General features: G+C 58.3%; 15 protein-coding genes. All 15 read left to right on the top strand.

The annotated features are described in order from the left end of the window. The first annotated feature begins 40 nt into the window (after positions 1 to 40). The 15 genes from ACZ5IU_RS02740 to fliP all read left to right on the top strand — a co-directional run bounded on the left by ACZ5IU_RS02740 (position 41) and on the right by fliP (position 12152). Entirely contained in the window at positions 41 to 499 is a 459-nt protein-coding gene (locus tag ACZ5IU_RS02740) for a flagellar export protein FliJ (protein ID WP_464420275.1), read from the top strand. Continuing rightward, positions 496 to 1110: a lytic transglycosylase domain-containing protein gene (locus ACZ5IU_RS02735; RefSeq protein WP_464420273.1), complete on the top strand. Its 615-nt coding sequence runs from the start codon at positions 496 to 498 to the stop codon at positions 1108 to 1110. The genes ACZ5IU_RS02740 and ACZ5IU_RS02735 overlap by 4 nt, the downstream gene beginning before the upstream one ends. 3 nt (positions 1111 to 1113) lie before the next feature. After that, on the top strand, positions 1114 to 1791 hold the full coding sequence (locus tag ACZ5IU_RS02730; protein ID WP_464420271.1) for a MotE family protein: 678 nt from the start codon (positions 1114 to 1116) through the stop codon (positions 1789 to 1791). Further along, complete coding sequence (locus ACZ5IU_RS02725) at positions 1791 to 3512, top strand: flagellar hook-length control protein FliK (RefSeq protein ID WP_464420269.1); 1722 nt, start codon at positions 1791 to 1793, stop codon at positions 3510 to 3512. The genes ACZ5IU_RS02730 and ACZ5IU_RS02725 overlap by 1 nt, the downstream gene beginning before the upstream one ends. Before the next feature lie 24 nt (positions 3513 to 3536). Further along, complete coding sequence (locus ACZ5IU_RS02720) at positions 3537 to 4043, top strand: flagellar hook capping FlgD N-terminal domain-containing protein (RefSeq protein WP_464420267.1); 507 nt, start codon at positions 3537 to 3539, stop codon at positions 4041 to 4043. A gap of 92 nt (positions 4044 to 4135) precedes the next feature. Next, positions 4136 to 6079, top strand: coding sequence for a flagellar hook protein FlgE (locus ACZ5IU_RS02715; RefSeq protein ID WP_464420265.1), 1944 nt, complete (start codon positions 4136 to 4138; stop codon positions 6077 to 6079). Positions 6080 to 6112: 33 nt separating this feature from the next. After that, a complete protein-coding gene (locus ACZ5IU_RS02710; protein ID WP_464420263.1) occupies positions 6113 to 6352 on the top strand; it encodes a flagellar FlbD family protein in 240 nt (79 codons plus the stop codon). A 21-nt stretch (positions 6353 to 6373) separates the two neighbouring features. Next, positions 6374 to 7183, top strand: a complete 810-nt coding sequence (locus ACZ5IU_RS02705; protein WP_464420261.1) for a motility protein A — start codon at positions 6374 to 6376, stop codon at positions 7181 to 7183. Between the two features lie 3 nt (positions 7184 to 7186). Continuing rightward, positions 7187 to 7912, top strand: a complete 726-nt coding sequence (locus tag ACZ5IU_RS02700) for a flagellar motor protein MotB (protein ID WP_464420259.1) — start codon at positions 7187 to 7189, stop codon at positions 7910 to 7912. Positions 7913 to 7928: 16 nt separating this feature from the next. Next, on the top strand, positions 7929 to 8381 hold the full coding sequence (locus ACZ5IU_RS02695) for a flagellar basal body-associated FliL family protein (protein WP_464420257.1): 453 nt from the start codon (positions 7929 to 7931) through the stop codon (positions 8379 to 8381). A 39-nt stretch (positions 8382 to 8420) separates the two neighbouring features. Next, positions 8421 to 9443 (top strand): flagellar motor switch protein FliM, encoded by a 1023-nt coding sequence (gene fliM, locus ACZ5IU_RS02690; protein WP_464420255.1) that lies wholly within the window; start codon positions 8421 to 8423, stop codon positions 9441 to 9443. Further along, positions 9433 to 10563: a flagellar motor switch phosphatase FliY gene (gene fliY / locus ACZ5IU_RS02685; RefSeq protein WP_464420253.1), complete on the top strand. Its 1131-nt coding sequence runs from the start codon at positions 9433 to 9435 to the stop codon at positions 10561 to 10563. The genes fliM and fliY overlap by 11 nt, the downstream gene beginning before the upstream one ends. A gap of 53 nt (positions 10564 to 10616) precedes the next feature. Then, positions 10617 to 10979 (top strand): response regulator, encoded by a 363-nt coding sequence (locus tag ACZ5IU_RS02680; protein WP_464420251.1) that lies wholly within the window; start codon positions 10617 to 10619, stop codon positions 10977 to 10979. 122 nt (positions 10980 to 11101) lie between these two features. Then, positions 11102 to 11389, top strand: a complete 288-nt coding sequence (locus ACZ5IU_RS02675) for a hypothetical protein (RefSeq protein WP_464420249.1) — start codon at positions 11102 to 11104, stop codon at positions 11387 to 11389. Continuing rightward, positions 11373 to 12152 (top strand): flagellar type III secretion system pore protein FliP, encoded by a 780-nt coding sequence (gene fliP / locus ACZ5IU_RS02670; protein ID WP_464420247.1) that lies wholly within the window; start codon positions 11373 to 11375, stop codon positions 12150 to 12152. The genes ACZ5IU_RS02675 and fliP overlap by 17 nt, the downstream gene beginning before the upstream one ends. Positions 12153 to 12163 lie beyond the last annotated feature (11 nt).

The following is a 12163-nucleotide window of genomic DNA, read 5'->3' as shown; positions in this document are numbered from 1 at the left end:
CGTATAGGGGTGAACTTCCGGGGTTCGAAGGAGCGTTCTCATGAATACACGAATCCGCAGGTTCAGGAAGATCCTGTCGGCAAAAGAATTGTGGCGCGACGAAGAGCGAAAACGCCTGGCGGAGGAGCGAAAGGCCGAAGACGCGATCCGGAGCTCTCTCGAGAGTCTTTGCGAGGAGCGGATTGATGCGCTTCGGGAGTTCTCCAAAGAGTCCGGACGGATGTGTACGTGTATGGATCTGTGGTTCCGGCGCCAGGTCGTCGATGCCGTCGACAAGACCATATCGGAACGGAACTTGCAGCTTTCGTCCATAAGGGAACAGATTTCCGGTACCGAAATCCGGTTGACTGAGAAGCATCGGGACGTCCGCATCATGGAGACGTTCATCGGGAATCTGGTTGAAGAGGACAAAACGAAGAACGCGCGGTACGAGCAGGAAGAACTCGACGATTTCGCGGGGATTCGATATCAGGGCACCCGGACGGAGGGCGAGGAATGATACGACTGGATACGCGGAACATCGAACGTGTCCAATCCAGGATCAGGGAGATCCGGGATCTTATCGGAGAGACCGCCGCGGCGCGCGGACGCGCCGACGGAAACTCCTTCGCGGAAATTCTCGCGGCGGCGGAATCCGGAAAGAAAGAAGAAAAGAAGGTCGGACAGCCCAGAGCCGAGATTCCCGGGCTGCTTCGCCCTGTGGGCGATGGAGCGTCGAAGGAATCGTGGGATCAGGCCATCCGGGACTGCGCGAAGAAGTACGGGGTCGAGGAAAGCCTTGTACGCGCCGTGATGGCGGCCGAATCGGGGGGGAGGCCGGATGCAGTTTCCCCGAAGGGCGCCATCGGTTTGATGCAACTCATGCCCGGCACCGCGATCGACATGGGAATCGACGATCCGTTCGATCCCGGCCAGAATATCGAAGGCGGCGTAAAATATCTCTCCCTGCTCGCCGATAAATATGAGGGAGATCTCGAAAGAACGCTCGCGGCGTACAACGCCGGGCCGGCGCGGGTCGACGCGGCCGGAGGGATTCCGTCCATTCCGGAGACGCAACGATATGTCGAGAACGTGATGGCGCGATACAGGCGCCTCAAGGGTGGTGGATAGCGGATGCCTCCGGACGAGCAGGAAGAACGCATCGAACGCCCGACGCAGGAGGAAGGCCCATCCAAGCCACAGCGATCCCGGAAACGGGCCGGAAAGGGGCGGCGATGGGCCTTTCTCCTGTTCGCGATTCTCCTCCTCATCGGCGGTGGGATAGGGCTGGATCTCGCGGGAGTCTGGGATATGCGGCCGTATGTGTATCCGGTGATCCCCCGGATTCCGTGGATCGGAAGACCGCTCTCGACGATGATGGGGATCCCAGGAGTCTATTCCATGACGGTTGCCGAGCGACGGCGGCAGGAACTCGAAGCGTGGGAAGGACGTCTCAACGAGAGGGAAAAGGGGTTGGAGGATCTGAAGAAAACTCTCGATTCCCTTTCGGCGGATCTGGAGGGACGCCTCGAAACGCTCGAGAGCAGAGAGGCCGCCGTTGCGGCGAAAGAGATCGAGAAACGCCCGGTATCCGCCGACGACGACAGGAATGTCGAGACTCTCCTGAGAACATATCAGGACATGTCCCCGCGCAAGGCGGCGCAGATTATCGAGGCATTGCGTCCGGATCTCGCGGTCCGGCTCCTCGAGAAGATGCCGGAAGACGCGCGTGGAGCGATCCTCGGTCGCATGGAAGCGTCCCGAGCGGCACGACTGACGGAACAGCTCGCTGAACGACGAAAGGCTCGGTGATGCGTGTGTTGTTTTCTCCCGTACCTGGGTTCTCCCTGCCTGCGACGCAGACGAAAAACGTGGTTCCAGGGGGAACTGCCGAAGGAGATGCATCCGCGGATTTCGAAGGATTGCTCCGGTCGTTCATGGCCGGAGTTCAGACCGATCATGGCGGGCAGGATATCCTTCCGGGGCTTTTCCCCGGGATATCGGTATCGGACGGAGAAAGCGCAAAAGCCTTGGTTTCATCGCTCTTTGCGGACGAAGGCGTTTTTTTTCCCGCGTCCCTGAGGGGAATGTTTTGCGACGCTCTGCTCCGGATCCGAAATACGCCTGAAACGGATTCCGGTGAGCAGATCGCCTTCCAGTCCGAACCGGAGAGCGGTCTCTCCCGGAAATTCCCGTCCGTCTGGTCGAATCCGTGGCAATGGATTTTCCCGTTTTCCTTTCAGGATATCGTGTCGAAAGCGCCGCTGACGAAAGAGGGCGGAGTCGCAGCGGAGGAGCTGTCCGCCGAAGACGAAGAAAGCCGGGGGCCCGGTACGGAGGAAGTCACTTCGGGAGATCCGGTTTTCGCGTACCTTGCGTCTCTCGAACCCGGGACCCCGATCGTACTCGACATCTCGTTCTCGTTCGAAGAACAAAGCGTTTTTCTCGACGGGAGCAGAATGGCTTTTTCGGGCGGATTGCGTATACCGTCAGGTCAGGGCGGAGACGCTGTCGTTGATACAAATGGAGAAACCGGAAACGGACCGGAGGAACCGCAACCATCGGCCGGAAGTTCTCCGGAAAGAACCGGGCCCGGTTCGGAGCAGATCAGAGGAATGTCGTTCTACCGTTCCTTCTCGGCGAGTCGTATGCTCCGGATTCTTCCGGATCGTAAAAGTCCTGATGCAGGAACGGACGGGATCCCCGAAGATCCGGACGTCGGACGGACCACGAGTGCGGGCGAAACGTCAGGGCGTTTTGCGCCTCTTCGCGAGCAGGGTGTCGTGCTGTCCGGAGCCGCGTTCGCGACGGAAGGAATTTCAAAGGATACCCCGTCCGGTCAGACGAGAATTTCCGATACGGTGAATCCCGCCGATCTCCGCGAGGCCGTATTCGAGACTTTCGGGCTCAACGCCCGCTCGAAGGGCGGAAACGACGCTTCTCTCGCTGGGGAGAGGCGGGGACAGGGGCAGAAGGGCGATTTCTCCGAGCGTTCCGACGTGCTTCAGCGGCTGGCGTCGCATATCGACTCAGCGATCCGGAACGAACAGAATGGAGGAAATCTCTCGTTCAGATCCGTCATGAGAGATGTTCTTTCCGCGGGGGTCCCGCTGATGGCGCAGGATTCCGGGGTCTTCGGAGAGGGCGTTACCGACGTTGTCCGGTTCCTGAATGTCGAGGGCCAATCCAGGGCGAGCATTGTCGTGGAGCCGCCCGCTCTCGGAAGGGTGGATATCGAACTCTCCCAGACCGCGAGCGGAATCGAGGCATCCCTTAAGGTGAACAGCGAACAGCTCCGACAATATATTCAGGATCAGACTGCCCTGATCCGGAACATGCTGCAGCAGCAGGGTGTCGCCCTTGCCGAGTTTTCGGTCGATGTCCGCGACATGACGCAGCGGGACGGGTCCGGTCAGCGGGACGGACAGAAACGGCGGGAGCGGATCACGGGCGTCGACGATCCGGATGCGGCGGAAGACGGTCCCGCTTTCAGGATTGATCTGGAACAGGGGCTCCTGTTCTGGGTCGCATGACGGGCGATCGGGGGGAGCACAGGTATGGCTTACGAGGTCAATATAGGCAATTACGCTCCGTATTACAGACAGGTTGCGGTCTCTTCGTCCTCGGATTCGGGGAAGACCACAACGAGTTCCAGGGGAGCGTCGTCAACGACATCGACGGGGACGGAAGCGACGAAAGCGACGACGAATACGCTCGGCAAGGATGACTTTCTCAAACTGCTGATCGCCCAACTGACGCATCAGGATCCGATGAATCCGCTCGAAGACAAGGATTTCATCGCGCAGATGGCGCAGTTCAGCACCCTCGAGCAGATGACGAACATGAACGCGAATGTGGAGAACCTTGCGGCTCTCACGCGCGGGAACGCGGTTTCGTACATCGGACGGACGATCACGTTTTCGAAGGAGGCGGAGGACGACTCCGGGGTTGCGACGAAAGTCGAGGCGGTCGTGACAGCCGTTCGCTTCGATCCGAAGGATGGAGTCGTTCTGGAGTACAAGGATGGCGAGGTCGCTCTTGACAGCATTCTCTCCGTGAAATGACGACTGCGTGACGGTGCTCCGCGCTCCAGGGAGGGAGATGCGGCGGGTGTGCAAGGGAATGCGATGTTCCGTATCGCAGGGGGGACGAGAGAATGCTGAGATCGCTTATGTCCGGGGTTTCCGGAGTTCGTGCGCATCAGACGATGCTGGATGTGACCGGAAACAACATATCGAATGTCAACACATCGGGATTCAAGAAATCGACGACGGTTTTTCAGGATCTTCTCTACCAGACGTCGCGCGGAGCGACATCGCCGCAGGGAGGCCGCGGAGGAGTCAACGCGCTCCAGATCGGGCTCGGCGTCCAGGTCGCGGCGGTCGAGACGATCCACACGCAGGGGCAGGTCCAGACGACGGGAAACAGGACCGATATGGCGATTCAGGGCGAGGGCTACTACGTCGTGACGGACGGGGTCCGGAACATGTATACGCGTGCGGGGAATTTCGTTCTGGACGAAGACGGGAATCTCGTTCAGTCGGGAACGGGATACAAGCTCCAGGGGTATTCCATGGAGCCGAATCCGACGGATCCCACATCGTTCATAACGGGCTCGACGTTGCAGGATATCAACATCCCGATCGGACAGAAGATCCCTGGAAAAGAAACGAAAACGGTCGGATTCCGCTGCAACCTCGACGGTCGCGTGGATACGTATCTTCCGATGGGGGTCCTCGGGAATGACGTGACGATCAGCGGAACCGTCGCGGGAAGCAAGTTCTCGATAATGAATGTCTCGGAGGGAACCGCCTCGACAGACTATATCCATCTCGGTTTCGATACGGATAATGACGGGCAGGTCGACGCCTCGGCGTCACTCTCCCTTGTCGGACTGGATTCGACGACGAAGCGTCCGATTTTCGACAATACGGCGGCGAGTTCGGTGACCATCGGAACGGCGACCTACTCCGTCCGGTACGATTCGAAGACGGGGCTCCTGCAGCTGGTCAACACGGCCGTATCGAGCACTCCTGCGTGGACGTACCAGATCGATTCCCTGCTGGATTACAAGACGACTTCGTTTACGGTCAGCGCGGCGACGAACGCGAGCAACTTCATCGTCGAGTTCGACGACGAGCCGACGACGGGATCGAGAATCATGAAGCTGTGGCAGATCACATCCGCCGGCGCCTCTCTGTATACGGCAACGGTACCGATGAATCCCAACGGAACCTTCAATATCGACGAAACGGCTCCGATCGAATTCGTTCCGCCTTTGGAGCAGGGGACCGCGTCGGTATCGATCTATGCCTCGACGGATGGGATGTCTCTTCTGCTCCGGAACGTGAGTACCCAGGAAACGCTCGGAACGTACGCCCAACGCATTGCGAGTACCCACAATACGAAAATCGACGTCTACGATTCCCAGGGCAACCCGCATACGCTCGAAGTCAGCTGGGAGAAGATCGACAACAACCAGTGGCGATGGCGTGCATGGTTCCCGTCGGAGGGGATCGACGTGTCCCCGAATACGGGGATCCTCAATTTCGAACAGAACGGAAAGGTGACGACTCCCGCCGTACCCGAAGTCAAGATCGGTTTCGGTGCCCTCGGCTCGACGGATACGACCGTCAAGCTCGATTTCAGCGGAGAGACCTTTAAAAAGGATGAGATGGAGGGGGTCACCCAGTACGGTTCCGCGTTCACGACGAAGGGATACTATCAGGACGGATACGGAATGGGTGTCCTCAACGACTTCTCGGTCTCCAAGGATGGCACGGTCATGGGGGTTTACAGCAACGGCGTCAACCAGCCGATTTCGAAGGTCGTCCTCGCGCTGTTCGCGAATCCTTCCGGACTCAACAAGGTCGGCGATACGGTCTTCATGGAAAGCGCGAACTCCGGAATCGCCCAGATCGTCCCGCCGCAGACAGGCGGCGCCGGAAGCATTACCGGAGGCGCGCTCGAGATGTCGAACGTCGATCTTTCCGAGGAATTCGTTCGTCTCATCGTAGCCCAGAGAGGATTCCAGGCGAGCGCCCGGATCGTGACGACGAGCGATCAGGTGCTTGAAGAGCTCATCAATCTGAAGCGGTAGCTCCGGTTCTCGTGAGACGGCGGAACTGAACCGATGATCACGCTTCATCGCCTCAACGGACAGGTCATAACCGTCAACGCCGAACTGATCGAGACCATCGAGTCCACACCGGATACGATCATCCGGCTCGTCAACGGTCATCGCTACATTGTCGCGGAAACTATGGAACAGGTCGTGGAATTGGTGGTAGAGTACAGAAGGAGGATGGGGATTCCCTCTTTTCTGAGGGAAGAACTGATCTCCCGGACTGTGGAAAACGAAGAGAGTCGATAACGGCGGCGGAGGCGAACATCGGTGGACTTGACGACGATCATCGGACTGGCGATCTGTTGGATCCTTGTTATCGGCGCCATGGTGGCGGGCGGACAGCCGCTTGCCTTTGTGGATTTTCCTTCGATGCTCATCACGATCGGGGGAACGTTCGGAGCGGTCATCGTGTCGAGTCCTCCCGAACGCCTCAAGCTTGCTGGAAAGATTCTGGGGATGGCGTTTTCGGCAAAGGCCCCCAATCTCGTCGCGCTCGTGCAGACGATGGTGAGTTTCGCGGAAAAGGCGCGTCGCGAAGGACTTCTCGCGTTGGAAGCGGACGCCGCCGACCTCGACAACGTCTTCCTCAAAAAGGCGATTCAGCTTGTCGTCGACGGGACGGATCCCGAACTCGTGAAGGCGATCCTCGATACGGAGATCGGAATCCTCGAGGACAGGCACGCGTCCAACAAGCAGCTTCTCGATGCTGGGGCCGAGCTGGCCCCGGCGTTCGGAATGCTCGGGACCCTGATCGGACTGATCGCCATGCTGGGGAACCTCACGGATGTCGACGCCCTGGGGCCCGGCATGGCGGTCGCCCTGATAACGACGTTTTACGGGTCCATTATCGCCAATATGTTCTGCGTTCCGATCGGGAAAAAACTGGCCTCGCGATCTGCTGCGGAAGTCATGTCGATGGAGCTGATGGTCGAGGGAGTTCTCGCAATCCAGGCGGGAGAGAACCCGCGGATCGTCGAGGAGAAACTGAAGGTCTTCCTTCCCCCGAAGCTTCGGGCGAGTCTGGAAGAACAGGAAAAACAGGAAAAACAGCAGAAGGGACCGGAAGGAGGCAAGTAACCCGTGGCGCGACAGAAGAAACAGGCTCCTCCTCCCCCGGGTGCTCCGCTCTGGCTTGCGACGTACGGGGACATGGTGACGCTGGTTTTGACGTTCTTCATCCTGTTGTTTTCGTTCTCGTCGGTAGACGTTCAGAAGTTCCAGAAGATGATCCAGTCGTTCAAGGGAGCGCTCGGCATTCTTCCCGGAGGAACGACGATGCAGAAAAGCCTCGGATCGTTCGCCGGGCATGTCGGAAAAGACGCCGGAGAGTCGAGAAAAAGTACGACTTCGGTTGAGGAAGTCGCGAAGAATCTCAAGAACTACCTGAAAAGCCAGGGGCTCGACAAGGGTGTCGAGGTCCGGATCGACCAGAAGGGTGTAACGATCTCTTTTTCCGAGCACGTTCTGTTCGACAGCGGCAGCGCCGAGATGAAACCCGAAGGGAAACGGATTCTTTCGAAGGTTGCGGATTTCATCCGCGATGCGGTTCCGGCGCTGTCCGTCGAAGGCCACACGGATAGCGTCCCTCTCCGCGGAGGAATTTACCGGGACAACTGGGGACTTTCCGCCGCACGATCCGCTTCGGTGGCGACGTACCTTCAGGATCGCGCGGGATTCGATCCGCAGAAACTCCAGGCTGTCGGATACGCGGCCACCCGCCCGATCGTGCCGAACGACACTCCGGAACACATGGCGTTGAACCGGAGGGTGGATCTCGTGATTTTGTCTTCGTTCCCGAAGCGTTGAGGCGAGGAGGGAGTTCATGCTCAAGAAGATTCTTTCGTTCCTGATTGTCGCGGTAGTTTCTTTTTCCCTCGGAATGGGCGGCGGCATCTTTGCGGGAAAGGTGTGGTTCAGCGATGCGTCGAACGACGGGAGAGCGACTCAGGAGCAAACGGTCGGTCCTGTTTTTCCTCTCGGAGATTTTACCGCGAATCTGGCGGGGAGCGAAAACCATGTCGTGAGCTTCAATCTCTCGCTTGAAATGAGCTCGGCGAAGGCGCTCGAGTCCGTCCAGCAGGAGGCATGGAAGGCGCGGGTCAAGAGCGAAATTCTTCTCTCGGTAAAGGATCGCGTTTTTGAAGATCTGAAGAGTTCCGAAGGGCTTCTGGAGCTTTCAGAAGATCTGAAAAAGAAGCTGAACGCCATGCTCCCGAAGAACAAGGGAAGTGTTGCGGTGAACAGGGTCCTCTTCCAGGGACTCGTCGTACAATAGCGGAGTGTCGTCGGAACGCTCGGAAGGAGGTGACGGAACGTGCCGCCGGATGTATTGTCGCAAAATGAAATAGATTCACTGCTGGAAGCCCTTTCCAGCGGGAATGTCGACATCAAGGCGATGACGCAGGAATCCACCGAAAAACAGATCAAGACCTACGATTTCCGGCGTCCTGACAAATTCAGCAAGGATCAGCTTCGGGCGATCCAAATGATTCATGACTCTTTTGCGCGGCAATTGACAACGACGATGTCGACGATGGTGCGCTCCATGGTCTCCGCCGAAGTTGCGTCCGTCGATCAGCTCGCGTACGACGAATTCGTCCGTTCCCTGGTCCAGCCGACGGTCATTTCAATTCTCGAGATGTATCCGTTCAGCGGGAACGCGATCATCGAAATCAACCCGAATCTGGTTTTTTCCATCATAGATCGTCTTCTCGGAGGCAAGGGAGAGTTTTCGGGGCGTACCAGGGAACTGACCGATATTGAGCGGACCGTCATCGAACGCGTCATCATGCGGATGCTTGAACTTCTCGAGGATAGCTGGAGCACGGTCGTCGACGTCCGTTTCCGGTTCGAAAATATGGAGAGCAATCCGTTCTTCGTCCAGATCTGCCCCGGGACCGATATGGTCCTGCTGGTTATTTTGAAAATCAAGGTCGGCGACGTCGAGGGAATGGTCAGTATCTGTATCCCCTATTTTCTCATGGAGCCGATCATGGACAAGCTCTCGTCGCAGCAGTGGTTTGCCTCGACCGGGAAAAAGAGCGAGGAGAGCGACAGGGACAATCTCCTCCGGCATATGGATCGCGTCAAGGTTCCGGTCGCTCTGGAGCTCGGGCATACGATCCTCAGCGTCGCGGATGTGATGCAGTTGCAGGTGGGAGACGTCATTCGCCTCGATGAACACGTCGATGCGGAGATCGGTGTCCGCGTCGGAAATATGGTGAAATATACGGCGAAGCCCGGAACGACGAACGGAAATTATGCGGCTGAAGTTGCCGGGGTGCTGAGCGACGAAGAGATTCTGGAGTCGGAAGGAGGTGCGCGACATGATGGATGAACTTTTGAGCCAGGATGAGATCAATGCCCTTCTCTCCGGGCAAGGCTTCGGAGCGGCGATGTCCGGTTCAGGCGCCGATGCTGCGCAGGAGAAAGGGGGGAAGATTCTCGGCGATATCGCGGCGCTCTTCGCGTCGTCGAGCGGGAGTGTCTTCGGCATGCTGGCGGGAAAGGATGTCACCGCCTCCGTCTCTTCGACGGAAACATTGCCGCAGAAGGACTTCGTCCTGAAACCAGGGGATTCCGCGTTTTGTTTCCGCGTTTCGGCATCAGGGCTGGACGACGCTCCGGCACTTCTCGTCATGACCGGCACGGGGGCACTGACGCTGGCCGATCTCATGATGGGCGGAGAGGGAAAGGATCTCCCGGCGGAAGCGAGCGAGCTCTTTCTGAATGCCGCGCAGGAGGGGCTGAGCCAGGTCGTCGGTGCCGCGTTCACGAGCATGAGCGGACTTCTCGGCGGCAGACGCCTGCTTCCCGAGAACATCTCCTCGGCTCTTGAAACCGGGGAATGGCTTCCGTTCGCCGGCCAGGCATCCGATGATCCCGCGTGGGTGGTGTCGATGTCCGTCAGGATCGACGGGATCGATCCGTTCCCCCTGTGGCTTTTGATGCCTATGCCCGTTGCAACGAAAATCGCGGAAGAGATCGAAGCGGCAATGGCTCCGAAAGAAGTTTCCCAACAGGCCGCTGCAAAGCAGGCGGCTGCCGCGCCGAAACCCCAGGAAGGGCGCCAGCAGCCGCCTTCGTCCTCCTCTCCTGCGTACGAGACACCCTCTTTCGGCAATATCGTGGACCAGAGTACAGTGGACGTCCGTCCGGCGGAATTCGTTCCGCTGACCCAGAAGGTATCGTCAGGCCAGGCATCCCGAATCGACCTCATCTCCGATATTCCGGTCCGGGTGACGGTTGAACTCGGACGAACGAGGAAGAACATCTCCGAAATCTTGAACATGACCCCGGGTTCCGTGATAGAATTGGACAAGATGGCGGGAGAGCCCGTCGACGTTCTCGTGAACAGCAAACTCATCGCGAAGGGCGAAGTCGTCGTCATCGACGAAAATTTCGGGGTTCGCATCACGGAGATTGTCACTTCTTCCGGCAGGGTGCATTCGCTGTAGTTCGGAAGGGAAACGCTGCCGAGGAAACCCAATAGTGAGAGAGGGATGCGCGAATGGGGAGAAAAGTGCTGATTGTAGACGACGCGGCCTTTATGCGGATGATGCTCAAGGACATCCTTCAGAAGAACAACTTTGAAGTCGTAGCCGAAGCCGAAAACGGGAAGGTTGCCGTTGCTGCGTATCAGAAGTTCAAGCCCGACATTGTGACGATGGATATTACAATGCCGGAGATGAACGGCATAGAGGCTGTCAAGGCGATCAAATCGGTCGACCCCGCATCGAGAATCGTGATGGTGAGCGCCATGGGGCAGCAGCCCATGGTCATCGAGGCCATACAGGCCGGCGCCAGCGATTTCATCGTCAAACCCTTCCAGCCTGAACGGGTCGTCGAAGCCCTGAACAAGGCACTGAGCTGAGTGTCGTAGCCCCTCTCCCATTGGTTCGGAAGCTCCGGTATCCGTTCAGAACAGGCTTGTCCGTTATTGCGGCATGCCTGTTTTTGCTGTGTGGCCCCGCATCTGCCGACGCTCCTGAAGCTATGACCCCGTCGTTGACGGAATACATGATCCGGGTCGGAGTGGCGCTTTTCCTGTTCGCGGCGGCGGGATTCGTGATCGTTCGGTTCTCCGGGAGGAGAAAGACCGCAGTGTCGGCGAGGCAATTGACGCTGCTCGGACGGCTTCCGCTGGGGCGGGAAACCGTGTATGCGGTCAGGTGTGGTCCTGACGTCGTCGTTTTCGTTTCCGGTCCTGCCGGAATGCGTGTTTTGGGGCGCTGGCCCGAGGACCGCTGGAATGGAGAAGGAATCGATGAAGCCGATACGTAGTATCTTTCCGGTTGCGCTCTTCTTGCTGCTGATTTCGGGAATTCCCGTCCGGGCGGCGGATGTACCTCTTCCGTCCGTCCCGATCCCGTCTTTCCAGATAGGACTCGGTGTCGCCCGCTCTCCGCAGGATGTTACGGTTTCCCTTCAGATTCTCGCGCTGCTCACTGTACTCAGCCTGGCCCCGGCCATCTTCATGATGATGACGAGCTTCACCCGCATTCTCGTCGTGCTTGGTTTCGTCAGGAGGGCGATCGGCCTGCAGCAGGAACCGCCCAACCAGGTGCTCGTCACGCTTGCCCTCTTTCTCACATTCTATACGATGGCCCCCACGTGGACCCAGGTGTACGACAACGCGCTGTCTCCGTATATGGCAGGGAGGATTTCCGCGGGAAACGCGTGGCGGGAGACGGTCGCGCCGATGCGGAAATTCCTTTTGGCCTATACGCGGGAACAGGAGCTGTCGCTGATGGTCCGCATGGCGAAAATGGAACGTCCCCGCAATCCGGATGACGTCCCGATGAAAATCCTCCTCCCGGCATTCATGCTCAGCGAGATGAAGACGGCTTTCCAGATGGGGGTCGTCATCTTCATACCGTTTATCGTCGTCGACATGATCGTGTCGAGCGTCCTGATGGCCATGGGAATGATCATGCTGCCGCCGATGATGATTTCGCTGCCGTTCAAGGTGCTGCTCTTCGTCATGGCCGACGGGTGGAATCTCGTCGTCGCGAGCCTGATCAAGAGCTTCTCGCAGACGCTCTGAAAGGCGAAAAC

This window comes from Lactivibrio alcoholicus (assembly GCF_055390895.1).
This window is presented reverse-complemented; position numbering and strand designations above follow the sequence as displayed.

Coding starts and splice junctions, on each gene's coding strand:
- ACZ5IU_RS02740 (WP_464420275.1), top strand. CDS start 41: ATGAATACACGAATCCGCAGGTTCAGGAAGATCCTGTCGGCAAAAGAA.
- ACZ5IU_RS02735 (WP_464420273.1), top strand. CDS start 496: ATGATACGACTGGATACGCGGAACATCGAACGTGTCCAATCCAGGATC.
- ACZ5IU_RS02730 (WP_464420271.1), top strand. CDS start 1,114: ATGCCTCCGGACGAGCAGGAAGAACGCATCGAACGCCCGACGCAGGAG.
- ACZ5IU_RS02725 (WP_464420269.1), top strand. CDS start 1,791: ATGCGTGTGTTGTTTTCTCCCGTACCTGGGTTCTCCCTGCCTGCGACG.
- ACZ5IU_RS02720 (WP_464420267.1), top strand. CDS start 3,537: ATGGCTTACGAGGTCAATATAGGCAATTACGCTCCGTATTACAGACAG.
- ACZ5IU_RS02715 (WP_464420265.1), top strand. CDS start 4,136: ATGCTGAGATCGCTTATGTCCGGGGTTTCCGGAGTTCGTGCGCATCAG.
- ACZ5IU_RS02710 (WP_464420263.1), top strand. CDS start 6,113: ATGATCACGCTTCATCGCCTCAACGGACAGGTCATAACCGTCAACGCC.
- ACZ5IU_RS02695 (WP_464420257.1), top strand. CDS start 7,929: ATGCTCAAGAAGATTCTTTCGTTCCTGATTGTCGCGGTAGTTTCTTTT.
- fliY (WP_464420253.1), top strand. CDS start 9,433: ATGATGGATGAACTTTTGAGCCAGGATGAGATCAATGCCCTTCTCTCC.
- ACZ5IU_RS02680 (WP_464420251.1), top strand. CDS start 10,617: ATGGGGAGAAAAGTGCTGATTGTAGACGACGCGGCCTTTATGCGGATG.
- ACZ5IU_RS02675 (WP_464420249.1), top strand. CDS start 11,102: ATGACCCCGTCGTTGACGGAATACATGATCCGGGTCGGAGTGGCGCTT.
- fliP (WP_464420247.1), top strand. CDS start 11,373: ATGAAGCCGATACGTAGTATCTTTCCGGTTGCGCTCTTCTTGCTGCTG.